The sequence below is a fragment of the Umezawaea tangerina genome, assembly GCF_003002815.1.
Taxonomy (GTDB): Bacteria; Actinomycetota; Actinomycetes; order Mycobacteriales; family Pseudonocardiaceae; genus Umezawaea; species Umezawaea tangerina.
Genome location: NZ_PVTF01000003.1, coordinates 1 through 23,761, shown reverse-complemented (window position 1 = coordinate 23,761; position 23,761 = coordinate 1). Strand labels below are relative to the sequence as shown.

The window sequence follows — 23,761 nt, the reverse complement described above, 5'->3', positions numbered from 1 at the left end:
GCCGTCGGGTGACAATGGACTGGATGTCCACCGCACTCCAGACCACCCAGTCCTTGCGGATCGGCCCGTTCGAGGTCGATCCGCCGGTCGTGCTCGCGCCGATGGCGGGCATCACGAACGTGGCGTTCCGCAGGCTGTGCAGGCAGTACGGCGCGGGGCTCTACGTGTGCGAGATGGTGACGGCGCGCGCGCTCGTGGAGCGCGACGCGACGACCCTGCACATGATCACGTTCGACCGCGACGAGCACCCCCGGTCGATGCAGCTCTACGGCGTCGACCCGGTCACCATGGGCAAGGCCGTCCGGATGATCGTGGACGAGGACCTCGCCGACCACGTCGACATGAACTTCGGCTGCCCGGTCCCGAAGGTCACCCGCAAGGGCGGCGGGGCGGCGCTGCCGTACAAGCGGCGGCTGTTCGGGGAGATCGTGCGGGCCGCGGTCGAGGCGGCCGAGCCCGCGGGCATCCCGGTGACGGTGAAGTTCCGGATCGGGATCGACGACGAGCACCTGACGTACCTGGACGCGGGCCGGATCGCGGAGGCGGAGGGGGCGAGGTCGGTCGCGCTGCACGCGCGGACGGCGGCGCAGCGGTACTCCGGGCAGGCGGACTGGTCGGCGATCGCGCGGCTCAAGGAGGCCGTGACCACGATCCCGGTGCTGGGCAACGGCGACGTCTTCAGCGCCCAGGACGCCCTGCGGATGGTCGACGAGACCGGGTGCGACGGCGTGGTCGTCGGGCGCGGGTGCCTCGGGCGGCCGTGGCTGTTCCGGGACCTGCAGGCGGCGTTCGCCGGCCTGCCGATCCCGGAGGGGCCGAGCCTGGGCGAGGTCTCGACGATCCTGCGCACGCACGCCGAGCTGCTGACCGAGCACTACGGCGAGGACAAGGGCGTGCGCGACCTGCGCAAGCACATGGCCTGGTACCTGCGGGGCTTCCCGGTGGGCGGCGACCTGCGGCGCAGCTTCGCCATGGTCGGCACGCTCGCCGAGCTCGACGACCTGATCGGGCAGCTGGACCACGACGCCCCCTACCCGTCCGAGGCGGAGGGCCCCCGCGGCCGCCAGGGCTCGCCCGCGAAGGTGGTCCTGCCGGAGGGGTGGCTGGACGACCCCGAGGACGCCACCGTGCCCATGGGGGCCGAAGTGATGCACTCGGGTGGGTGACGGCGGCCGCTCGGCGCGCGCACTGGCCGTGGCCGGGGCGCTGCTGCTGGGCGGCTGCGGATCCCAGGTGGCGGGCACGGCCCGGCCGCTGCGGATCACCGAAGTCGAACGCGGGCAGGTCCAGGAGTACTTCACCGAGCTGAACGACGCCGGCGGCAAGGGCAACTCCGAGCAGCGCAAGCTGCTCCAGGACACCCAGCACCCGGACTTCCGCAAGCAGGCGTGCGAGCTGCGCGAGGGCACGCTGCGGATGGAGCCGACGATGTCGACGCTCCGGATGGACCCGGACTGGGAACCCCCTGGTGAGCGGGTGCACCCGCGCGGGGTCGTCTACGTCGTCGCGGCCACCGTGACGCTGCTCGAGGACCGCGCGGCGGTGGGCGTGCAGATCGGGTCGCTGCACGTCGTGGTGATCGACGGCAAGGCCTACGGGTTCGCCCCCTGCGTGGGCGGCTGAGGGCGTTCCGCCACCGCGGCGCACGACAGCGCACGGAGAGCCAAGTTGATCACTGAACGTCACTAGTTCGGAGCAGTCGGCAGTCAACCAGACGGGGGAAATAACGCGTCCACGCGTCCCGCTGGCTCAAGCGCCGCCTCTCAAGGGACGACACCAGGCAAGTAGGGAGGTGAGCGCGATGACCGCACTGCGACCCGAAGTCGCCGAGTCAGACCCGAGCAGGAAGCCCGACGAACACCCGCTCGCGGTAGACGCCACCACCCCCGAGAGCACCGGGCTCGTCCAGCTCCACGAGTCCATCGCCACGCTGCTGGCGTCCCGCGGCCAGTGGCGGCAGGCCTACCAGCACCTGCGGTCGGCCCTCGACGCGGTGTACGCCGACCAGGGCGAACCGCCCAGGGTCCCGGAGCAGCTCCGCCGGGAGGTCGACCGGCTGCGCCGGGAGCATGCCGAGGCGCGCGAGCAGAGCCTGCGCGACAGCCTGACCGACAGCTACAACCGCCGGTACCTCGACCAGCGGCTGCTGGCGATCCTCGCCGAACGCGGCAGCTCGCGGCACGGGCTGGCCATAGCGCTGATGGACCTCGACTGGTTCAAGCAGGTCAACGACACCTTCGGCCACCTGCTGGGCGACCGCGTGCTGCAACGGGTGGTGGAGCTGCTGCAGACCGACCTCCCCGCGGACGCCTTCTGCGCCCGGTACGGGGGCGAGGAGTTCGTGCTCGTGCTGCCGAACGTGACCCCGACGGCGGCCGTCGACATCGTCGAGGCGGCCCGCGAACGTGTCGAGTGTCACGAATGGTCGTGCGTCGCCCCCGGCCTGCGGGTCACGGTCAGCGGCGGCATGGCCTACGAGCCGCCCGTCGAGGCCGTCCCGTCGCGCCCTCCGGTCAGCGCTGAGCAGCAGTTGCTCCGCGCGGACAGCCTCCTCTACACGGCCAAGCAGTCGGGCCGGAACGCCGTCGCCTACCGCGAGAACGGTCGGGTGAAGCTCGCCGGGCCCGCCGCGGGCCGCCGGGCGATCACCGATTCACGGGTTCTCGGTTACTACTGACGAACCCGTTTCACCTGGTCGTTCACCCATTCGGACCTTCAGGACTGCGCGCAACCGACTACTTGTCCCACCGGTATCACCGGGAGTGGTCGTCAGGAGTCGCTGTCATCCGTACTATCGAGCGCACTGACACGCCGGTGGTGCAACCAATGTGTCCTTGATGTCGTCAACTCGTGATGACGAACCTGTAGTGGACTTACCTGAAGGGAGACCGGGTGCCCGACGAGCCCCGCCGTGGCGGCCCCGAGTCCCGAGGTCCCGAGGAACCGGAAGAAGAGCAGCCCAAAGGTCGTCGACGCCGTGCCGAGGGCGGCGGCGGCCTGAGCGTGTCCGACCTGGTGGAGCGGCACAGCCGCACCAACATCCCCAGGCCGGTTCCCCCTGCTCAGACGCCCGCTCCCACGACCGGGCGCCGCGCGGCGCCCCCGCCGCCCCCGGTCCGCCAGCCCCCGCCCGCCAGGCCCACCGGCGCCCAGCCGGTCGAGTCGACGGGCCGCCGGGCCGCACCCCCGCCGCCGCCCACCGGGCGCCGGGCCGCTCCCCCCGCGGAGCCGACCGGCCGCCGGGCGGCACCCGAGACCACCGGCCGCCGCGCCGCTCCGCCCGTCGAGCCCACCGGCCGCCGGGCGGCACCACCGATCGAGACGACGGGTCGCCGCGCGGCACCCGAACCGCCCATCGGTGAACCGACCGGTCGACGGGCCGCTCCCGAACCGCCCGTCGGCGAGCCCACCGGCCGTCGCGCCGCACCCGAACCGCCGATCGAGCCCACCGGCCGCCGGGCCGCACCGGAACCCCCCGTCGAGTTCGAGTCGACGGGCCGCCGGGCCGCGCCACCGGTGGAGCCCACCGGTCGCCGGGCCGCCCCGCCCGTCGAGCAGACCGGCCGCCGGGTCGCGCCCGAGCAGCCCAGCGGGCAGCGGCCGATCCCGCCGCGTCCGCCGATGCCGCCGCGCGGCGAGGACACCGGCCGCCGCGCCATGCCCCCCGTGGACGCCACCGGCCGCAGGGCCGCGCCACCCGTGCCGCCCGTCGGTCCGCCCGGCGAGCACACCGGCGCGCGTCCCCGTCCGGTCGTTCCGCCGCCTGTGCCGCCCGCTGACGGCACGGGCCGCCGCGCCCGCCCCGTTCCGCCCACCCAGGCCCCTCCGCCGCCCCGCGGGGATGTGAGCGGCCCTCGGCCGATCCCGCCGCGCGGCGACTCGAGCGGTCCCCGCCCGATCTCGTCCCGGCTGGACCAGACCGGCCCGCGTCCGGTGCCACCCGGCGTGGACTCCGGTGCCCTCCGGCCGCCGATGCCCGAGTCGCCCCGCCAGGTGCCCGACCCCAGCGGGTCGCGCCCGATGCCCGGCGCGGACCCGAGCGGGTCGCGCCGCCTGCCGATGGCGCCCGGCACCGACCCCGGTGCCTCCCGCCGCATGCCCGTGCCCGGCGCGGGCCCGGACGAGGCCGCCCCGGAGGCGCCGCGCGGGCCCGAGCGCCGCGAGGAGATCGACCCGGCGAGCCTCACCACGGAGATGGAGGCCATCGGCGACGACGTCAAGAAGCGCCGCGAGGTCGACCACACGCTGGCCCGGTTCTCCGCGGTGCACGACGAGCTCGCCGAGCAGGAGCGCAAGCGCAAGGAGCGCAAGCAGAAGCTCATGCCGTGGAAGGTCGAGGAGGACGAGGACGCGACCGAGTACGCGGCCCCGGTCATCCTGGACCCCGACGGCGAGCCGGTCGCCGCGCCCGCGCGCGGGCGCACCCCCAAGCACAGCAAGATCGTGCGGCTGATCAAGATCGTGTCGTTCACCTCGGCCGTGCTGATCTTCGTGACCACTGGTCTCGGGTGGGGCGCGATGATCTGGGTGGACAGCAAGTTCACCGAGATCGACGCGCTCGGCACGAACACCGCCGCCGTGCACGAGGCGGAGAAGCAGCTCGGCGACGAGAACTTCCTGATCGTCGGCTCCGACACCCGCGCGGGCGCCAAGCCGTCCGACGGCGTCGGCGAGGCCGACAAGGAGCAGGGCGCCCGGTCGGACGTGCTGATGCTGGCGCACGTCCCGGCGGACCGGAAGCGCGTCGTCGTGGTGTCGCTGCCCCGCGACGTGCAGATCTCCCGTCCCGCCTGCGAGGGCTGGGACTCGGGCACCGGGCAGTACAACGGCGAGCAGATCCCCGCCGAGAAGGGCGTGCTGGCCAACACCGCCTACGCGCTCGGCGGCCCGAAGTGCGTGACCTCGATGATGAGCGAGATCACCCACCTCAACATCAACCACTTCGTCAGCATCGACTTCAACGGGTTCAAGGGCATGGTCGACGCGGTCGGCAGCGTGAACGTCTGCGTGCCCAAGCCCATGGTCGACGACGAGCTCGGCGTGCTGTTCGACAAGCCGGGCAAGTACGACATCTCCGGTGACCAGGCGCTGAACTACGTGCGCGCCAGGAAGGTCTCCGGCGAGGTGTTCGGCGACTACGACCGGATCACCCGCCAGCAGAAGTTCCTGTCCTCGTTGCTGCGCAAGGTGTTGTCCAACGAGACGCTGCTGAACCCCGGCAAGCTCAACGGGTTCATCAACGCCTTCGCCGCGTCGACGCAGGGCCAGAATGTCGGCGTCGACCAGCTCCTCACCCTGGGCCAGTCGTTGCAGGGCCTGGACGCGGGCCGGGTCAGCTTCGTGACCATGCCGCACCGCACCGACGAGGGTCCGACCACGAGCAACGACGACAACTCCGAGCTGCTGGTGCAGGACGAGACCGACGCGCTGTTCAAGGCCGTCATCGAGGGCACGCCGCTGCCGGGCGAGACGCCGGACGCCGCGCCCACCACCGGGTCGAGCCCGCCCGCGCCCCCGGCGCAGCCGGGCAAGGGCAAGGTGATCGACCCGAAGAACGTGAACATCCAGGTCCTCAACGGCGACCCGACGTCGGGTGGTGCGGCGGGCAGGCTCAAGGCGTCGCTCACCGAGGTCGGCTTCACCGTCGTGAACATCGGCGACAACCCGCCGGTGGACAAGACGATCATCAAGTACGGCGTCGGCGGCGAGGACGCGGCGGCGACGCTCGCCGCGGCCGTTCCCGGCGCGGTGCTCCAGGTGGACACCAGCATGGGCAGCGCGGTCGCACTGGTCATCGGCCCGGACTTCGACGAGACCGTCGTCACCCCGAAGGCGGGCAGCGGCGACGCCGGCCAGACCACGCCGCCCGGCGATCTGTCCATTGTGAACGGTGGCGCCGACCTCTGTAAGTGAGTCCGTTCGTTGCCACGGGTTCACCAGCGGTTCATGCGACGATGTCGCTGCCGCGACACGGCCGACGTACGCTGTCGGCATGCGTGAGGCCTACCATGACCAGCTCGGACAGCTCGCCGACCAGCTCGCCGACATGTGCGGCATGGTCGGTGACGCCATGGAGCGCGCGACCACCGCGCTGCTCGAATCGGACCTCGCACTCGCCGAGCAGGTGATCGGCGACGACGCGAAGGTCGACGACGTGCGGGCCAGCATCGAGGAGCAGTCGTACGCGCTGCTCGCCCTGCAGGCCCCCGTCGCCACCGACCTGCGGACCGTGCTCGCCGTCATCCACGCGGCGGAAAGCGTGGAGCGCATGGGAGATCTCGCGCTGCACGTCGCCAAGGCCGCCCGCAGGCGCCACCCCCAGTCCGTGCTGGGCGACGACGTGAAGCCGTACTTCGCCGAGATGGGCCGGATCGCGGTCGAGCTCGCCCGCGAGACCACCGAGGTCATCCGCACCCAGGACGTCGCACGGGCCCGCCTCATCGAGGACGCCGACGACGCCATGGACGACCTGCACCGCCACCTGTTCACGGTGATCATGGACAAGGACTGGCAGCACGGCGTCGCCTCCGCCGTCGACACCACCCTGCTGGGCCGCTTCTACGAGCGGTTCGCCGACCACGCCGTCTCCGTCGCGAAGCGCACCGTCTTCGTGGTGACCGGCCGCATGCCCGGATACGGCGACGACGCCGACCTGTGACACCCCGTCGCGCCACCAGGGCCTCGCCTCCGGGCGGGGCCCTTCTCGTTGCGGCGGTTGGGGTTCCGGCACTTCCGCGGCCGAGGTCCGACCGGCCTGCTACCGGGCGGCGTCCACCCGGCCGGTGAACTCCAGCAGCACCTCCGCCAGCTTCTCGGGCGCCTCCATCGCGGCGTAGTGCCCGACTCCGTCGAGCGACACCGACACGACCTCCCCCGCCACGGCCCGCGTCATCGTCGTGCTGGTGAACGACCCGCCACCCGCGCCGACCGCCAGCACCGGCACCGCCACACCGGGCGACTCCGCGAGCGCCTTGATCTCGTCCCCCTCCCGCAGCATCGACCGGTACAGCCCGGTCGCTCCCCGCCACCCGCCGTCGCGCGAGTAGGTCCGGACGAACTCCTCGACGTCGGCCTCGGTCACCGCCCCGGGGACGGCCGTCAGCGCCGGGAACACGAACTCCCCCAAGAACTCCCGCTCGCGGCCGGTGAGCACCAGCTCCGGAACCCCTTCCGCCGCAAGCACACCGATGTACCAGGTCCCACCGCTCGTCACGTCGGCGAGCCGTTCCACCCCGAAGCCGGGCAGCCCCGTCTCGATCGCCACGAGGCTGCGCACGTCCTCCGGGTGCTCCACCGCCAGCCGGAACACCGTCGCCCCGGCGACGTCCTGCCCGGTCACGTGCACCGGCCCGACCCCCAGGCTCCCGATCAGCTGGTGCAGGTCCTCCGCCGACGCCGCGCTGGAGTAGTCGCCGACCTCGTTGCCGGAGTCGCCGAACCCGCGCAGGTCCACCGCGAACACCCGGTGCTCCGCGGCGAGCAGGGGGATCAGGTCCCGGAAGGCCCACCACGTCTCCGGGAACCCGTGCACCAGCAGGATCGGCGACCCGCCGGTACCCGCCTCGACGTAGTGCAGCGCGGTCCCGTTGACCTCGACGTGGTGGTGCTCGACTTCCACCGACAGGCTCATCGCCGCCTCCTCAATTGGACAACCGTGTTGTCGAAACAATAGTCAACCTGGTTGTCCACGTCTACCCCTGTCGTACGCTGCCCCCATGCCACGTTCCGGCGCCGACCTCGCACTGCTCCTGCTCGCGGGCTTCCGGTCACTGGTGGACGGCGCCATGACCGAACTGGCCGCCCAGGGCCACGACGACGTGCGCCCCGTCCACGACTTCGCCATGCGGGCCATCGCCGCGGGCGCCGACAACGCCTCCGAGCTGGGCCGCAGGCTCTCCGTCTCCAAGCAGGCCGCGGCGAAGACCATCGCGGTGCTCCAGGACCGCGGCTACGTCTCGCGCGGCGCCGACCCCGTGGACGCCCGCCGCAAGCGCCTGGAGGTGACGCCGCTCGGTTTCGAGGTGCTGCGGGCGGGCGAGGCCATCTTCGACGAGCTGCGCCACCGGTGGGAGGAGCGGATCGGGACCGCGCAGCTGGAGGTGCTGGAACAGCACCTCACCGCCCTGCTCGGCGAGTCCCCCATCCGCCTGGACACCCCCGGCTGGCTCGCCCGCGACCTCGGCGAACCCGTCTGACGTGCGAAAAGGCCCGCCCTGACGAGCAGGACGGGCCTCCGGCACTCGCCGGGAACTCAGCCGAAACGGCCCGAGATGTAGTCCTCGGTCGCCTTCTGGGTCGGGTTGGAGAAGATCTTCTCAGTGTCGTCGACCTCGATCAGCTGACCGGGCTGGCCGACGCCGAGCAGGTTGAAGAACGCCGTCTGGTCGCTGACCCGCGCGGCCTGCTGCATGTTGTGGGTCACGATGACGATCGTGTACTCCTTCTTCAGCTCCGTGATCAGGTCCTCGATCGCCAGGGTCGAGATCGGGTCCAGCGCCGAGCACGGCTCGTCCATCAGCAGCACGTCCGGCTGCACGGCGATCGCCCGCGCGATGCACAGCCTCTGCTGCTGACCACCGGACAGCCCGCCACCGGGCCGGTCCATCCGGTCCTTGACCTCGTTCCAGAGGTTCGCCCCGCGCAGCGACCGCTCGGCCACCTCGTCGAGCTGCTTCTTGTTCTTGACCCCGGCCAGCTTCAGCCCGGCCACCACGTTGTCGCGGATCGACATCGTGGGGAACGGGTTGGGGCGCTGGAACACCATGCCGATGGTGCGCCGCACCTGCACCGGGTCCACAGTGGACGCGTAGATGTCCTCGCCGTCCAGCTGCACCGTGCCCTCGACCCGTGCGCCGGGGGCGACCTCGTGCATGCGGTTCAGCGACCGCAGCACGGTGGACTTGCCGCAGCCCGACGGACCGATGAACGCGGTCACGTTGCGCGGCGGCACGGAGAGCGAAACCTGCTGCACGGCGTGGAACTTGCCGTAGAAGAGGTTGAGGTCCTTGACGTCGATGCGCTTCGCCATCGCTACTTACCGCCCGCTCACTTGGTCTTCGGCGCGAGCCACCGCGAGATCACGGTCGCCAGCAGGTTGAACAGCGTGATGATCAGGACAAGGGTGATCGCCGCGCCCCAGATGCGGTCGAAGCCCGCGTCGGTGGGGTTGTTGCGCTCCGAGGTCATCAGCAACGGCAACGAGGCCATGGGGCCGTCGAAGAGGTTGTAGTTGATGTACGGGGCGTACGCGGCGAGCACGAGCACCGGCGCGGTCTCGCCCATGACGCGGGCGAGGGCCAGCATGACGCCGGTGAGGATGCCGGACAGCGCGGTCGGGATGACGATCTTCACGATCGTCTTCCACTTGGGGATGCCCAGCGCGTAGGACGCCTCGCGCAGCTCGTCCGGGACGATCTTGAGCATCTCCTCGGTGGTGCGGACGATCACCGGCACCATCAGCAGCACCAGCGCCAGCGACACCGCGAAACCGCTGCGGCCGAAGCCGAACGTGGTGATCCACAGCGAGTACACGAACAGCGCGGCGACGATCGAGGGCACACCGGTGAGGATGTCGACCATGAACGTGGTCGCCTTCGACAGCCGCGAGCGGCCGCCGTACTCCACCAGGTACACCGCGACGAACAGGCCGATCGGCACGGAGATCACGCCGCAGACCAGGCCCTGCACCAGGGTGCCGTAGATCGCGTGGTAGACACCGCCACCGGTCTGCCTGGACAGCAGGCCGGACAACGACTTCTGCCACCAGTCGGCGTTGAGGATGACCGGGAAGCCGCGCTGGAGCACGGTGTAGAGCACCCACACCAGCGGGATGACCGCGATCGCGAACGCCAGGCTGACGAGCACCGTGGCGGTGAGGTTCTTCGCCTTGCGGGCGCCGCTGACGCTCTGGAACGTCGGCGGCGTCGCCAGCCGCGTGAGGTCGGTCGTGTCGGTGCTCATTCGTACTCCTTGTGACCGGCGACGATCGTCCTGGCGGCCGCGTTGACCACGAAGGTCAGCACGAACAGCACGAGGCCCGCTGCGATGTAGGCGCCTGCCGACTTGGGGTCGTTGAACTCCGGGGCGGCCAGCGCGATCTTCGAGGCGAACGTGGCGCCGCCGTCGAAGAGGCTCCAGCCGAACGAGGAACCGGTGGCGCTCAGGATGATCGTCAGCGCGATGGTCTCGCCGAGCGCCCGGCCGAGGCCGAGCATCGAGGCGCTGACGTAACCGGCCTTGCCGAACGGGAGCACCGTGGTGCGCACGACCTCCCACTTCGTGGCGCCGAGCGCGATGGCGCCCTCGATGTGCGGTCCGGGCGTGCGGTCGAACACCTCGCGGCTGACCGCCGTGATGATCGGCAGGATCATGACCGCCAGGACGATGCCCGCGGTGAAGATCGTGCCGCCCAGCGCGATGCTGACGTTGCCCTTGGCGAACAGCGGGATGAAGCCGAGGCTGGAGATCAGCCACTCGCCGAGCGGCGTGAGCACCGGGCCGAGGACGAACAGGCCCCACAGGCCGAAGATGATCGACGGCACGGCGGCGAGCAGGTCGATGACGTAGGCGAACGGCCGGGCGAGCCTGCGCGGCGCGTACTGGGTGAGGAAGAGGGCGATGCCGAGTGCGACCGGCATCGCGATCAGCAGCGCGAACGCGGCCGACACCACGGTGACCAGGAACAGGTCGAGGATGCCGTACCGCATGTTGGTGACGTCGCCGGTCGACCACTCGCGGCTGAACAGGAAGTTGGCGTTGTCCAGGGCCAGCGACGGGATCGCCTGGACGAGCAGGAACAGCCCGATGGCCCCGATGAGGACCACGATGAAGACGCCGGATCCGGTGGCCAGGCCCCGGAAGATCCGGTCTCCCGGTCGGACGTGGGGCGACTTCGGTTCGACTTCCGTTGTCGGCGGAATCGGAGCCTCCGAGGGTGGCGCTGGGTGTTGGGTCCGAGCCCCCCGAGGGGCACCGGCGGTGCCGGTGCCCCCTGGAGGCCTGACCACGACAGGGTCGCTCATCGCGTTCGCGGCGTCGACTCGAGGTCCGGGTGACCTAGGCGATCGCCTTGATGGCGGTGAGGATCTTGTCCTGGAACGACTTGGGCAGCGGCGCGTAACCGGCGTCGGTCAGGCCGGCCTGGCCGTCGGTAGCGGCGACGGTGAGGAACGCCTTGACGGCCTTCGCGGTGTCGGCGTCGTAGCCCTTGGAGCAGACGATCTCGTAGGTCGCGAGGACCAGCGGGTAGGTGCCCGCGGCGGTGGTGGCGTAGATGGAGTTCAGGTCGAGGACGAGGTCGTTGCCCTCGCCCTTCACCTTCGCGCCGTCGATGGCCTTGCCGACGGTCTCCGGGGTCAGCTCGACCGCGCCCGCACCGTTGTCGATCTTCGCGACGGACAGCTTGTTGTCCTGGGCGAACGACCACTCGACGTAGGTCACCGCGCCGTCGACGGAGGCGACGGCCTGCGCCACACCCGCGGACTTCTCCTTGCCCTCGCCGAGGCCGCCCTTGAACGCCTTGCCGTCGCCCTGGGTCCACGCACCCTTGGAGGCGGCGGTCAGGTACTTCTGGAAGTTGTCCGTGGTGCCGGACTCGTCGGAGCGGTAGACGACGGTGATGTCCTTGTCCGGCAGCTTCGCACCGCTGTTCAGGGCGGTGATCGCAGGGTCGTTCCACTTCTTGACGGTGCCGTTGAAGATCTTGGCGGCGACCTCGCCGCTGACCGTCAGGTCGGTGACGCCGTCGAGCTTGTAGCTGATCGCCACCGGGCCGAAGACCAGCGGGATGTTCCACGCCGGGTTCGACTTGCAGCGCGTGGCGGCCGCGTCGGTCTCGCCCTTCTCCTTGGAGAGGGGGGAGTCGGAGCCGCCGAAGTCGACCTGCGCGGCGTTGAACTGCTTGACGCCCGCGCCGGAGCCGGACGCGTTGTACGCGAGGTCCGCGCCCTTGCACTTCTGCTGGTAGACCTGCACGAACGACTCGATCGCGGTCTTCTGCGCGGACGAGCCCTCGGCGTTCAGCTTGGCCTTGCCCGTGCAGTCGACCTGCTCCGCCGAGGCGGCGGGGGTGGACGCCCCGCCGGTCGAACCAGCCGGAGCGTTGTTGTCGCTGCCACAAGCGGTGAGCAGGAGCGCGCCGGCCGCGATGAGGCCGAGTGCTGCGCCGTGCCGCTGGATCTTCACCTGGGGGTCCTCCACCTACCGAAAGCTTGCGCGGTTTCGCGACGGACGTCGCCGCTCGCTACGGAAGGTAGGCAGCGAGGGTGGACACCGGCCCTAGTCGAGGTGAACGAGGGGTGAACAGGACACGGGCACTCAGCCGTCAAGCCACTTCGAGATACGTCCGTGACCTGCGCGTTCGCCCTCCGTGACAGGCCGACTACTAGCGGCCGTACTGGACGTCGGAGTCCCACAGCGTGAACCCCAACCGGGTGTACACCCGAACGGCGGCCGCGTTGTCCGACTCGACGTAGAGCATCACTTCCCGCAACCCCTGCTCCTGCAGGTACCGCAGCCCCGCGACGGTCAGCGCCTTGCCGAGCCCGCCGCCCTGCGCGTCCGGGTCGACTCCCACGACGTAGACCTCGCCGAGCGGCTCCGCCTGCTCGTGCACCTTGGTCCAGTGGAAGCCCAGCAGCGTCCCCTGGTCGTCCACCGCGAGCAGGAAGCCCTTCGGGTCGAACCAGTCCTCGGCCTCCTTGTGGTGCACGTCCTCGATGCTCATGGCGCCCTGCTCGGGGTGCCACGAGAACGCGCGGTGGTTCACGAACACCACACCGGCCTCGTCCTGGCCGGGCACGAACGCCCGCAGCCGCACGCCTTCGGGCAGCGGCGCCGACGGCAGCTCGCCGTCCAGCGACCGGCGCATCCGCCGCAGCTCGCGGACGTTGCGGAACCCGAGCTTCCCGGCCAGCGCCGCGGCACCGGGGTGGTTCCCGTGCGCCCAGACCCGCAACGGCGCGGACTTCGCCACCACCGCCGTGCCCACCTCGGTCCCCACGCCCTGCTTGCGGTGCTCGGGGTGCACCACGAGCTCGGCGACCTGGTTGCCCGCCGAGTCGCCCAGGAGGTCCAGGTGCGCGTACCCGACGACCACGCCGTCGACGCGGGCCAGCAGGTGCGCGCTGCCCCTCGCGCCGGGACGCATCCGGAGGCGGACGTGCTCCCCGACGGGGGCCACGCCGTCGACCCGCTCGGCCGCGGCCAACACCGCGCCGACCTCGTCGGCCTGCGCTTCGGACAGCTCGTTGTGCCAGCTCGACTCAGCCACACCCCGACCGTACCGGGTGGGGGCGGGTGGAGATCACCGGTGACCGGCCCGGACCCGGGGTGATCTTCGACAAGGTCCGTTCCGGGCGCGGAGGCGCGGAGCGAGGCAGGTTGCGAACAGGCCGGGCAGACGCCGAATCGCCCCCCACCCGGGGGTGGAGGGCGATTGGTGGGGCGGGGTCAGACGCGGTAGAACTCCGCGTCCTCGATGGCGCTGGTGTCGGCCGGGTCGGTCAGCTGGTCGACGCCGCGGCGGACGGCGCCCGGACGCGGCGGGCGGACGAACTTGTAGCCGACGTTGCGGACGGTGCCGATGAGCGACTCGTGCTCGGGGCCGAGCTTCGCGCGGAGGCGGCGGACGTGGACGTCCACGGTGCGGGTGCCGCCGAAGAAGTCGTAGCCCCAGACCTCCTGGAGCAGCTGGGCGCGGGTGAAGACGCGGCCCGCGTGCTGGGCGAGGTACTTGAGGAGCTCGAACTCCTTGTAGGTGAGGTCGAGGGGCCTGCCCTTGAGGCGGGCGGTGTAGGTGGCCTCGTCGATGACCAGCTCGCCGAGCTGGATCGAGCCGTCGCCACCGGACTGCGCGGTGCCGCGGCGGGACCGGACGAGGCGGAGGCGGGCGTCGACCTCGGCGGGGCCGGAGGTGGGGAGCAGGATCTCGTCGACGCTCCAGTCGGAGGTGACGGCGACGAGACCGCCTTCCGTCACGACGGCGACGACCGGGACGTCCACGCCGCTGCTGTCCAGCAGGCGGCAGAGGCTGCGCGCGCCCGCCAGGTCGGTCCTGGCGTCGACCAGGACGATGTCGTGCGGTCCCGCCTCCAGGAGTGCGGAGACCTCGGGCCGGAGCGGGCGGACCTCGTGGGGCAGCAGGGACAGCGCGGGCAGCACCGCCTCGGGGTCGGAGTCGGTGGTCAGCAGCAGCACGTCGATGCTCATCGCGGGCCCTCCTATGTGGCTGGTGACTGGTCACCGAACCAGCCCAGCAGCGTACGGTGACCGGGCCCCGTTGCCTGCGGATGACGGAGACAATACCGGTGCGATCCACGAAAGACCCAGGTCAACAGGTCAGGGTCACAGTTGTTTCCACAAGCGTCACGCCTGTTACATCCATGTCACACGACGGCGTGCTCCTGCACGGAGTGCACATAACCGCTGTACAGGGCGTTACCGATCTTGCTTTCGTGATCGGCCACGGCTTCACGAACCACGTTCGCAAGCCCGCCGTGAGCCGGGTGCTGAATCGATTTGCGCGGCACGGAGGTGTCGTCGCGCTCGACTTCCGCGGGCACGGTCGGTCGGCGGGCCGGTCCACGGTCGGCGCCGACGAGGTCCACGACCTGGCGGCGGGCGTGGGGCTGGCGCGCGCCCTCGGCTACCGGAGAATCGTCACGGTCGGGTTCTCGATGGGCGCCTCGATCGCCATCCGGCACGCCGCTCTCGCGGCGGACCGCCCGGACGCCGTCGCCGCGGTCAGCGGACCGTCGCGGTGGTGGGTGCGGGAGAGCGTCGCGATGCGCCGGGTGCACTGGCTGCTGGAGCAGCCGCACGGACGGCTGGCCGCACGTTTGCTCGGCGTGCGGTTGGGCGACCCCTGGGCCACTCCTCCGGAGAGCCCTCTGGAGGTGGTGCACCGAATCACGCCCACCCCACTGCTGGTGGTGCATGGTGAGGACGATCATTACTTCAGCCCCGACCACGGAGTCGCCCTGCACCGGGCGTCACGTGGGCACTCCGAACTGTGGTTGGAGCCCGCGACCCGGCACGCGGAATCGGCGATGACGCCGGTGCTCGTGGACCGGATCGCGGCCTGGCTCGACCACGCGTCTGCCCCAGAAGGACACGGATGACCGCCCCGACCCGCAGGACCGCCCCGAAACGACGCCCGTCACGGGGCCGCAAGTGGATCATCGCCCTGCTGGTGCTGGTCGCCCTGCTCGTCGGCGCCGACTTCGCGCTGGCCGCCGCGGGCGAGTACCAGGTCGCGCAGAAGATGCGCGCGAAGCTCGGGCTCGCCGAGGACCCGTCCGTGCGGATCAACGGGTTCCCCTTCATCACCCAGGCGCTGGGCGGTGACTACAAGGACATCGAGATCAGCGCGACCGGGGTGCCGGTGCGCGACCAGCTGCGGGACCTGGAGATCCAGGCGAACCTGCTGCACACCCGGATCGAGCTGTCGAACCTGCTCGCGGGCAACACCAAGGGCGCCAAGATCGACCGGGTCCAGGGCCGCGTCAAGATCAAGGCGAACGACCTGAACCGGCTGGTCAACCAGGTCACGCCGTTCACCGACATGGCGATCGAGCCGGACACCCGCGCCGAGGTGACGGAGGAGCAGGCCGCCGCCGCGCCGCGCACGTCCGCCGCGGTGAAGCTGAGCGGGAACACGACGCTGGCGGGCCGCAAGATCTCGCTCACCGCGTACGGCACCGTGACGCTGATCGGCGGCCAGGTCGAGCTGGCGGCGAACGAGCTGAAGATCGACGACCTGTCGCTGGAGCAGTTCATCCCGCAGCTCAAGCAGGCGCTCAGCATCAAGATCGACCCCGGTGTGCTGCCGTTCACCGTGACACCGACCGCCGTGCAGGTGGAGAGTGGTGCGTTCACGGTGGAGGGCACCGTGGACAACATCCCCCTGGACGAGGGCAACGGCTGACATGACCGGTCTGTGGGCGCTGGTGGCGGTGCTGGTCGCGGTGGGCGCGACCGGTCTGCTGCTGCGCGCCCGCGAAGGCCGGATCAGGACGTCGGCCGCCCCGGTCGCGACCGGGCCCGCGCTGCCGGGCCCGGTCCGCGCCGCCCTGCACCCGGACGACCCGGTCACGCTGGTGCAGCTGTCGACGACCTTCTGCACCCCGTGCAGGCAGACCCGCGTGCTGCTGGCCGACCTGGCGGGCCGGACCGAGGGCCTGCACCACGTCGACCTGGACGTGACGAGCATGCCCGAGGTCGCCCGCGAGCTCGGCGTGCTGCGGACCCCGACCACCCTGGCGCTGAGCAGCAGCGGAGCGGAGATCCTGCGGGTCGGTGGGGTGCCGAGGCGCGAGGCGCTGCTCGCCGCCCTCGCGGGGCACCTGCCCGCCACGAACGGGTGACGTTCGCTGGTTCCACCCAGTGGACGGCACTCCCGACAGGGGAGAACTGGGGTTACCCTCGGGGCATGTACGTGCTGCTGACCAAGCGACTCGCGGTGGACCTCTGCCGCGTGCACAGCAGCCTGTGTCGAACGATGCGCTGACCGGGCGGTTCCCGGCGGTCCCCCACGCTCGGACGTGGGTGCGCGGCCGCCCTCGAACGCCCTGACGGACACCTTCGTCCAGTCCCCTGTCAGGAGGCACATCGTGGTCAAGGACGCCCCGGTCGACCCCCGCGGTCCCCGGTTCACCGCCTGCATGACGTCCGCCGTGCTCGTCGTCGTCCTGCTCACCGGCTGGTGGCCGCTGCTGGCCGTGCAGGCACTGGTGTTCGCCGCGTCAGGCTTCGTCTCGCTGGGGCTGAACCCGTGGAGCCACGTCTACCGGCTCGCGGTCCGGCCGCGGCTCGGACCGACGTCGGAGCGCGAGGACGCGGCGCCGCTGCGGTTCGCCCAGGGCGTCGGGTTCGCGTTCGCCCTGGTGGGCACGGTCGGCTACGCGACCGGGCTCAGCGGCGTCGGAGTCGTCGCCACCTCGTTCGCGCTGGTGGCCGCGCTGCTCAACGCCGCGTTCGCCTTCTGCCTCGGGTGCGAGACCTACCTGCTCCTGCGTCGTTTCGCCCCCGCACCCGTCCGCCCGAACTAGCAGAACAAGAAATAGGAGCCAACCCGATGAGCCGTGAGAACGTCCTGGTCTCGGCCGCCTGGTCAGAGGAGAACCTCGAAGCGCCCGGCGTGGTGTTCGTCGAGGTCGACGAGGACACCACCGCGTACGAGGGCGGCCACATCCCCGGTGCCGTCCGGATCGACTGGAAGACCGAGCTCCAGGACCAGGTCCGGCGCGACTTCGTCGACCGCGCGGGCTTCGAGGCGCTGCTGTCCGCGAAGGGCATCTCCAACGACGACACCGTGATCCTCTACGGCGGCAACAACAACTGGTTCGCGGCGTACGCGTACTGGTACTTCAAGCTGTACGGCCACGACGCGGTCAAGCTGCTCGACGGCGGCCGCAAGAAGTGGGAGCTGGACGGGCGCCCGCTGGACAAGGACGTCGTCGAGCGCGCCGCGACGAGCTACTCCGCCAAGGACCAGGACCTGTCGATCCGCGCGTTCCGCGACGAGGTCGTGGCGGCGATCGGCACGAAGAACCTGGTCGACGTGCGGTCCCCCGACGAGTTCTCCGGCAAGCTGCTCGCCCCGGCGCACCTCCCGCAGGAGCAGGCGCAGCGCGGCGGCCACATCCCGTCGGCGATCAACGTGCCGTGGAGCAAGGCGGCCAACGAGGACGGCACGTTCCGCTCCGACGAGGAGCTGAAGGCGATCTACGGCGACGCGGGCCTCGACGGGTCGAAGAACACCATCGCGTACTGCCGGATCGGCGAGCGCTCCTCGCACACCTGGTTCGCCCTGCACGAGCTGCTGGGCCACGAGGACGTGAAGAACTACGACGGATCCTGGACCGAGTACGGCTCGCTGGTCGGCGTGCCGGTCGAGCTCGGCAGCGGCAAGGAAGGCTGACCATGAGCGGATGCGGTGCCCCGGACCAGTCGGTGGTCCTCGAGGGCGTGGACACGACGACGGAGACGGTGCTCAGCGGCAAGGTGTTCGCCGAGGGCGCGCCGGTCGGCGGCGCCTACGTGCGGCTGCTCGACTCGACCGGCGAGTTCACCGCCGAGGTCGTGTCGTCGCCGGAGGGCGACTTCCGGTTCTACGCGGCTCCCGGCGACTGGACGATCCGGGCGCTGCACCGCTCGGGCAACGGCCAGGCGCTCGTGAGCGCGCAGGGCCCCGGCGTGCACGCGGTCGAGGTCGCGGTCGCCTGACAGCGCACGGAGGCAGGGGCGGCGGTGGCGTTGGCCACCGCCGCCCCTGCCGTTTCGACCAGGGGAGATAAACTCCACGGGTGGAACACTTCTTCACAGGCCTCCTGGTCCTGGTCTCGCTGCTGATCACGTGGTTCGCCGCGTACGTGGTCTACCGGCTCTACTCCGACCAGCGCTGATGACGACGACCAACCCCGAGCCCGGCAGTGGTGACGCGGCGGTGCAGGCCGCGGCCGAACGCGCCGAGGTGACGCGCTCCCGCAACCTGCCGCAGTTCGACGACCTGCCGATCCCGGCGGACACCGCGAACCTGCGCCTGGGTCCGTCCCTGCACGACCGGTGCCTGTCGCTGCTGCCGCTGATCGGCGTGTGGCGCGGCGAGGGCGAGGTGGTCTACCCGACCATCGAGGGCCCGTACCGGTTCGGCCAGCAGATCACGTTCGCCCACGACGGGCGGCCGTTCCTGTTCTACGAGGCGCGGTCGTGGCTGTTGTCCGAGTCGGGCGAGGTGATCCGGCCCGCGGCGCGGGAGACCGGGTTCTGGCGCCCGCAGGAGGACGACACCATCGAGGTGCTGCTGACCCACAACACCGGGATCCTGGAGCTGTACTACGGGAAGCCGCGGAACCAGACGTCGTGGGAGTTCGCGACGGACGCCGTGGTGCGGACGGCGACGGCCAAGGACGTCACGGCCGCGCAGCGCCTGTACGGCGTGGTGAACAACGGGGACCTGGCGTACGTGGAGGAGCGGGCGATGGTGGGGCAGCCCATGCAGCCGCACACGTCCGCGCACCTGCAGCGCGTCGCGGGGTAGTTCTTCGCGGAAGGCCGCCGGGGAACACCTCGGCGGCCTTCGCCGTGACCAGTGGACACGCAGATTGTTCAACAATCCTCATCTAGCCCGTAAGGTGTACGGCATGCGGCTGCGGCGATGCGGTTCGGAGGCGGTGCTGGTCGAGGTCGACTCGCTCGGCGAGGTGGCCGCCGTGCGGGTCGCCGTCCGGGCGGCCGAGCTGCCGGAGGTGGTGGACGTCGTGCCCGCCGCGCGGACCGTGCTGGTGTCGGTCCGACCGGGTGCCGGTCTCGCGGGCGTGCGCCGGGTGCTGGACGGGGTCGACCTCGGACACGTGGTGGAGGTCGCCTCGCGCGAGGTGCGCATACCGGTGCGCTACGACGGCCCGGACCTGGACCTGGTGGCGCGGACGGCGGAGCTGAGCACCGCCGAGGTCGTGGAGCTGCACTCCGGGACCGAGTACGAGGTCGCGTTCTGCGGGTTCGCTCCGGGGTTCGGCTACCTCGTGGGGCTGCCCGAGGTGCTGCGGCAGCCGCGGCTGGACAGTCCGCGCACGAAGGTGCCCGCCGGGTCGGTGGCGATCGCCGGGGAGTTCACGGCGGCGTACCCGAGGGCCACGCCGGGCGGGTGGCGGCTGCTGGGCCGGACCGACGCCGTGCTATTCGACCCGCGGCGGGACGAGCCCGCCCTGCTCGCGCCGGGCGACCGGGTGCGGTTCGAGGTGGCCGGATGAGGCGGCTGACGGTGGTGCGGACGGGGCCGCAGGCGCTCGTGCAGGACCTGGGGCGGCCGGGGTTCGCACACCTCGGGGTGCCGCCGTCGGGCGCGCTGGACGCCCCGGCGCTGCGGCTGGCGAACCGACTGGCGGGCAACCCGGAGTCCGCTGCGGGCCTGGAGGTCCTGCTGGGCGGGCTCGCCGTGCGGGCGGGCTGCTCGTGCACGGTCGCGGTCACCGGGCCGCGGGTTCCGGTGCTGCGCAACGGGAAGGCCGTCGGGTCGCACGTGCCGGTGTACCTGGCGCGCGACGACGTGCTGGAGATCGGGACGCCCGAGGACGGCCTGCGCTGCTACGTCGCGGTGTCCGGGGGCGTCGAGGTGGCGGCCGAGCTGGGGAGCCGGTCGACCGACCTGCTGTCCGGGATCGGGCCGGAGCAGGTGTGCGCGGGCGACGAGCTGCCGCTCGGTCCGGTGACGGCGCCCGCGGTGGGCGTGGACGTGCTGGCGCCGACCCGCGTGCCCGCGGAGCTGGTGGTGCCGGTGGTGCTCGGGCCCCGCGAGGACTGGTTCGGGTCGCCGGGGCGGCAGCTCGCGGACGGGCGCTGGACGGTGTCGGACCGCAGCAACCGGGTCGGGATGCGGCTGGTCGGGACGGCGCTGGAGAGGGACCCCTGCTTCGCGGGGCGCGAGCTGGCGAGCGAGGGGATCCCGACCGGGGGTGTGCAGGTGCCCGCGGACGGGCAGCCGGTGGTGTTCCTCGCCGACCACCCGACGACCGGCGGTTACCCGGTGATCGGCGTGGTCCCGGCCGATGAACTGGCGCTGCTCGCCCAAGCGCGGCCGGGGACGGGGTTCCGGTTCCGCCCACAGGCCTAATGTGGTCTAGACCCATTGATCTGGTGATCCAGGTCACCTACCGTCGGAGTCGGGCCGCCGTGGTTCTCGAAGTCGAGGAGCACACCCCATGCGCCGACTCGCCATCGCTGCGGTGGTCCTGGCCACCGCAGCGACCGTCCTCGCCCCAACAGCACAGGCCGCCACCGGACTCACCGCCACCTTCACCAGAACCGGCACCCAGGCGAAGGTCGTCGTCGCCAACTCCACCGCCACGGCCGTCACCGGCTGGTCGATCAGGTTCGACCTGCCCGCGGGCGTGACGGTCAGCGGCGCGCAGAACGCCACGACCACGCAGACCGGCACGCGGGTCACGCTGACCCCGGCCTACTACATCAACACCATCGGCGCGGGGAGGAACACCGAGCCGTACAGCCCGACCTTCGTGCTCAGCGCGGCCGTCGACCCGACGGCGTGCACGATCAACGGCGCGAACTGCGACGGCACCGGCGACCCGGCGCCACCACCCGCGCCGACCACCGCGTCGTTCAGCCTGAGCGCCACGACCGGCAAGTTCGTGGTCAACAACAACACCGACGCCGTGCTGACGTCGTGGTCGATCGTCTTCGAGCTGCCCGCCGGGGTGACCGCGAGCGGCGCGCAGCACTCGACGCTGACCCAGAACGGCAGGCAGGTCACGCTGGTTCCGCTGTACTACAACAAGAGCGTGGCCGCGCGAGGGTCGACCGAGCCGTACAGCCCGACGTTCACGCTCAGCTCCGCGGTCGAGCCGACGAGCTGCCGGATCAACGACTCCCGCTGCGACGGGGCGGCCGACACCCCGCCCGCCGCGCCGTCGAACCTGCGGTCGCCGGTGAAGACCACGCGGACCGCCTCGCTGACCTGGGACGCGGCGACGCCGGGGTCGTTGCCGCTCAACGGGTACAACGTCTACCAGGGCACGTCGCTGGTCACCGCGGTGACCGGGACCACCGCCACCGTCACCGGACTGACCCCGAACACGGCCTACTTGTTCACGGTGAAGGCCAAGGACAGCAAAGGGAACCTCGGCCCCGCGAGCGCCGCGCTGGCCGTGACGACCAACAACCCGAGCGACGACACCCAGGCGCCGACCACCCCGACGGGCCTGCGCAGCACGGCGGTGGACTCGGCCAGCGTCTCGTTGGCGTGGAACGCCTCCACGGACAACCGGGGCGTCGCGGGGTACGACGTGTACGTCGGCGGGGTGCTCAACTCCACCGCCGCCGGGACCTCCGCGGTGGTCTCGGGCCTGTCGCCGTCGACGGCCTACTCGTTCACCGTGCGGGCGCGCGACCTCTACGACAACACCTCGGCGCCGACCGCGGCGCTCCAGGTTTCCACCGCGGACATCATCGGCAGCGGGTACGCGCGGGTCGGCTACTTCGTGCAGTGGGGCATCTACGGGCGGCAGTTCTTCGTGAAGAACCTGGACACCAACGGTTCCGCGGCGAAGATGACGCACCTGAACTACGCGTTCGGCAACATCGACCCCGTCAACCTGACCTGCCTGCAGGGCGTCACCAAGGGCACCTCGGCCAACCCGCAGGACCCGAACCAGGGTGACGGCGCCGGTGACGCCGAGGCCGACTACAGCAGGCCGTTCGCCGCCGCGCAGTCCGTCGACGGCGTGGCCGACAGCGGCTTCGAGTCGTTGCGCGGCAACTACAACCAGCTCCGCAAGCTCAAGGCGAAGTACCCGAACCTCAAGGTGCTGATCTCGCTCGGCGGCTGGACCTACTCGAAGTACTTCTCCGACGTGGCGGCCACGGACGCGTCGCGCAGGAAGTTCGTCACCTCGTGCCTGGACACCTACATCCTGGGCAACCTGCCCTCCTACGGCGGCGCGGGCGGACCCGGCAGCGCCGCCGGGATCTTCGACGGCATCGACATCGACTGGGAGTGGCCGGGGGCGGAAGGCCACGCGGGCAACCACTACAGCCCGGCCGACAAGGCCAACAACACCCTGCTGATCGCGGAGTTCCGCAGGCAGCTCGACGCGCTGTCGGCCACCACGGGCAAGCGCTACCAGATCACCGCCTTCACCCCGGCCGACCCGGCGAAGATCACCGCAGGGTGGGACGTGGCCGAGGTCGCGAAGTCCATGGACATCTTCAACGTCCAGGGCTACGACTTCCACGGCTCGGGCAGCGACAACTCGTGGGAGCCGAACCGCACGGGCCACCAGGGCAACCTGCACCAGGACCCGAACGACCCGTACGCGACGAAGTTCAGCGTCGAGACCACGGTCGACGCCTACACGTCGGCGGGCGTGCCACCGCGCAAGATCACGCTCGGGCTCGCGTTCTACGGCCGCGGCTGGCAGGGCGTGGCCGACGGCGGCCGCAAGGGCGTCTGGCAGACGGCGACCGGTGCGGCACCGGGCCAGTTCGCCGAGGAGGCGGGCACCCGCGGGTACGCGAACCTGGTGGCGAGCGTTCCGGGGTGCGCGGCTCTGCACGACGAGGTCGCGGTGGCCACCTACTGCTACACCGGCGCGGGCGGGCAGTGGTGGACGTTCGACGACACGTGGTCGATCGCGAAGAAGACCGCGTGGCTGCGGAGCAGGGGACTGCTCGGCGCGATGTTCTGGGAGATGTCCGGCGACACCGGAACGCTGATCAACGCCGTCGACGCCGGTCTCCGGTGACCGTGTTCCCGCGGGTGCCGCTCCTCCTTCGGAGCGGCACCCGCGGGAATCGACCGGGCTGTTCCTAGTGCCGCATCAGACAAGGTCCGTTCTGCTATGACATGACGCGCCGCTCGGTTCCTGGTCCGGGCGGTGGGTGTGCGTCAGGCTGGCCCGGTGGCAGAGCGAGTACGTGTCCGGGAGATCGATCAGGACGAGGGTCGGCGGCTGGTGCGGATCGTCCGTCGGGGCACCGGGTCGGTGGTGACCTGGCGGCGGGCGCAGATGGTCCTGTTGTCCGCCCAAGGCATGGCGGTGGCCAGGGTCGCCGAGGTGACGTTCACCAGTGCTGACCGGGTCCGGGACGTGATCCACAACTTCAACGCCGACGGCTTCGACTCGCTGTATCCGAAATACTCCGGCGGCCGGCCCAGGACGTTCACGCTGCCCGAACGCCGCGAGATCAAGAAGATCGTCAAGTCCAGGCCGGTCGAACACGACCTGCCGTTCTCGACCTGGAGTCT

The 23,761-nt window shown here is 71.2% G+C and carries 24 protein-coding genes; 17 read left to right on the top strand and 7 right to left on the bottom strand.

The genetic code is table 11. The features are described from left to right. Window positions 1–23 precede the first annotated feature (23 nt). From dusB to phoU, 5 genes are all read left to right on the top strand, one after another. On the top strand, window positions 24–1,166 hold the full coding sequence (dusB, locus tag CLV43_RS10260) for a tRNA dihydrouridine synthase DusB (protein WP_106187515.1): 1,143 nt from the start codon (window positions 24–26) through the stop codon (window positions 1,164–1,166). Then, a complete protein-coding gene (locus CLV43_RS10255) occupies window positions 1,159–1,623 on the top strand; it encodes a hypothetical protein (protein ID WP_245886254.1) in 465 nt (154 codons plus the stop codon). Before dusB ends, CLV43_RS10255 begins: the two co-directional genes overlap by 8 nt. Window positions 1,624–1,801: 178 nt before the next feature. Beyond that, window positions 1,802–2,677 carry a GGDEF domain-containing protein gene (locus tag CLV43_RS10250; RefSeq protein WP_106186892.1) on the top strand — a complete coding sequence of 292 codons (876 nt, stop codon included), beginning with the start codon at window positions 1,802–1,804 and terminating at the stop codon, window positions 2,675–2,677. Window positions 2,678–2,892: 215 nt separating this feature from the next. Then, window positions 2,893–5,913 (top strand): LCP family glycopolymer transferase, encoded by a 3,021-nt coding sequence (locus tag CLV43_RS10240; RefSeq protein ID WP_146174718.1) that lies wholly within the window; start codon window positions 2,893–2,895, stop codon window positions 5,911–5,913. 79 nt (window positions 5,914–5,992) lie between these two features. After that, window positions 5,993–6,658, top strand: a complete 666-nt coding sequence (gene phoU, locus CLV43_RS10235; RefSeq protein WP_106186889.1) for a phosphate signaling complex protein PhoU — start codon at window positions 5,993–5,995, stop codon at window positions 6,656–6,658. A gap of 99 nt (window positions 6,659–6,757) precedes the next feature. On the opposite strand, the gene CLV43_RS10230 is transcribed toward phoU, so the two are convergent. Continuing rightward, window positions 6,758–7,630, bottom strand: coding sequence for an alpha/beta fold hydrolase (locus tag CLV43_RS10230; RefSeq protein ID WP_106186888.1), 873 nt, complete (start codon window positions 7,628–7,630; stop codon window positions 6,758–6,760). An 85-nt stretch (window positions 7,631–7,715) separates the two neighbouring features. Here CLV43_RS10230 and CLV43_RS10225 point away from each other — a divergent pair, with 85 nt between their 5' ends. Continuing rightward, window positions 7,716–8,195, top strand: a complete 480-nt coding sequence (locus CLV43_RS10225) for a MarR family winged helix-turn-helix transcriptional regulator (RefSeq protein ID WP_106186887.1) — start codon at window positions 7,716–7,718, stop codon at window positions 8,193–8,195. 56 nt (window positions 8,196–8,251) lie between these two features. On the opposite strand, the gene pstB is transcribed toward CLV43_RS10225, so the two are convergent. The 6 genes from pstB to CLV43_RS10195 form a co-directional block, all read right to left on the bottom strand. After that, on the bottom strand, window positions 8,252–9,028 hold the full coding sequence (pstB, locus tag CLV43_RS10220) for a phosphate ABC transporter ATP-binding protein PstB (RefSeq protein ID WP_106186886.1): 777 nt from the start codon (window positions 9,026–9,028) through the stop codon (window positions 8,252–8,254). Window positions 9,029–9,045: 17 nt separating this feature from the next. Beyond that, window positions 9,046–9,960: a phosphate ABC transporter permease PstA gene (pstA, locus tag CLV43_RS10215; protein ID WP_106186885.1), complete on the bottom strand. Its 915-nt coding sequence runs from the start codon at window positions 9,958–9,960 to the stop codon at window positions 9,046–9,048. Then, window positions 9,957–11,021, bottom strand: coding sequence for a phosphate ABC transporter permease subunit PstC (pstC, locus tag CLV43_RS10210; protein WP_106186884.1), 1,065 nt, complete (start codon window positions 11,019–11,021; stop codon window positions 9,957–9,959). The genes pstA and pstC overlap by 4 nt, the downstream gene beginning before the upstream one ends. 34 nt (window positions 11,022–11,055) lie before the next feature. After that, window positions 11,056–12,183, bottom strand: coding sequence for a phosphate ABC transporter substrate-binding protein PstS (gene pstS, locus CLV43_RS10205; RefSeq protein WP_106186883.1), 1,128 nt, complete (start codon window positions 12,181–12,183; stop codon window positions 11,056–11,058). 199 nt (window positions 12,184–12,382) lie between these two features. After that, window positions 12,383–13,270 carry a mycothiol synthase gene (gene mshD / locus CLV43_RS10200; RefSeq protein ID WP_106186882.1) on the bottom strand — a complete coding sequence of 296 codons (888 nt, stop codon included), beginning with the start codon at window positions 13,268–13,270 and terminating at the stop codon, window positions 12,383–12,385. A 179-nt stretch (window positions 13,271–13,449) separates the two neighbouring features. After that, window positions 13,450–14,208 (bottom strand): response regulator transcription factor, encoded by a 759-nt coding sequence (locus tag CLV43_RS10195; protein WP_106186881.1) that lies wholly within the window; start codon window positions 14,206–14,208, stop codon window positions 13,450–13,452. A gap of 245 nt (window positions 14,209–14,453) precedes the next feature. Here CLV43_RS10195 and CLV43_RS10190 point away from each other — a divergent pair, with 245 nt between their 5' ends. From CLV43_RS10190 to CLV43_RS10140, 11 genes are all read left to right on the top strand, one after another. Further along, the gene (locus CLV43_RS10190; protein ID WP_245886253.1) at window positions 14,454–15,119 is read left to right on the top strand and encodes an alpha/beta hydrolase family protein; all 666 of its coding nucleotides are present in this window, start codon (window positions 14,454–14,456) and stop codon (window positions 15,117–15,119) included. After that, complete coding sequence (locus CLV43_RS10185; RefSeq protein ID WP_106186879.1) at window positions 15,116–15,925, top strand: LmeA family phospholipid-binding protein; 810 nt, start codon at window positions 15,116–15,118, stop codon at window positions 15,923–15,925. The genes CLV43_RS10190 and CLV43_RS10185 overlap by 4 nt, the downstream gene beginning before the upstream one ends. A gap of 1 nt (window position 15,926) precedes the next feature. Next, on the top strand, window positions 15,927–16,364 hold the full coding sequence (locus CLV43_RS10180) for a TlpA family protein disulfide reductase (RefSeq protein ID WP_106186878.1): 438 nt from the start codon (window positions 15,927–15,929) through the stop codon (window positions 16,362–16,364). A 246-nt stretch (window positions 16,365–16,610) separates the two neighbouring features. Further along, window positions 16,611–17,048, top strand: a complete 438-nt coding sequence (locus CLV43_RS10175) for a DUF4395 domain-containing protein (protein ID WP_106187513.1) — start codon at window positions 16,611–16,613, stop codon at window positions 17,046–17,048. A gap of 26 nt (window positions 17,049–17,074) precedes the next feature. After that, entirely contained in the window at window positions 17,075–17,920 is an 846-nt protein-coding gene (locus tag CLV43_RS10170; RefSeq protein WP_106186877.1) for a sulfurtransferase, read from the top strand. A gap of 2 nt (window positions 17,921–17,922) precedes the next feature. After that, entirely contained in the window at window positions 17,923–18,225 is a 303-nt protein-coding gene (locus CLV43_RS10165; RefSeq protein ID WP_106186876.1) for a DUF1416 domain-containing protein, read from the top strand. A gap of 178 nt (window positions 18,226–18,403) precedes the next feature. Further along, window positions 18,404–19,039, top strand: a complete 636-nt coding sequence (locus CLV43_RS10160; RefSeq protein ID WP_106186875.1) for a heme-binding beta-barrel domain-containing protein — start codon at window positions 18,404–18,406, stop codon at window positions 19,037–19,039. Between the two features lie 103 nt (window positions 19,040–19,142). Then, window positions 19,143–19,751, top strand: coding sequence for a 5-oxoprolinase subunit PxpB (gene pxpB / locus CLV43_RS10155; RefSeq protein WP_106186874.1), 609 nt, complete (start codon window positions 19,143–19,145; stop codon window positions 19,749–19,751). Further along, window positions 19,748–20,611: a 5-oxoprolinase subunit C family protein gene (locus CLV43_RS10150; protein WP_106186873.1), complete on the top strand. Its 864-nt coding sequence runs from the start codon at window positions 19,748–19,750 to the stop codon at window positions 20,609–20,611. The genes pxpB and CLV43_RS10150 overlap by 4 nt, the downstream gene beginning before the upstream one ends. An 88-nt stretch (window positions 20,612–20,699) precedes the next feature. Next, entirely contained in the window at window positions 20,700–23,258 is a 2,559-nt protein-coding gene (locus tag CLV43_RS10145) for a glycosyl hydrolase family 18 protein (RefSeq protein WP_106186872.1), read from the top strand. Window positions 23,259–23,390: 132 nt separating this feature from the next. Next, on the top strand, window positions 23,391–23,761 hold a 371-nt coding region (locus CLV43_RS10140; protein ID WP_211304317.1), incomplete at its 3' end, for a helix-turn-helix domain-containing protein.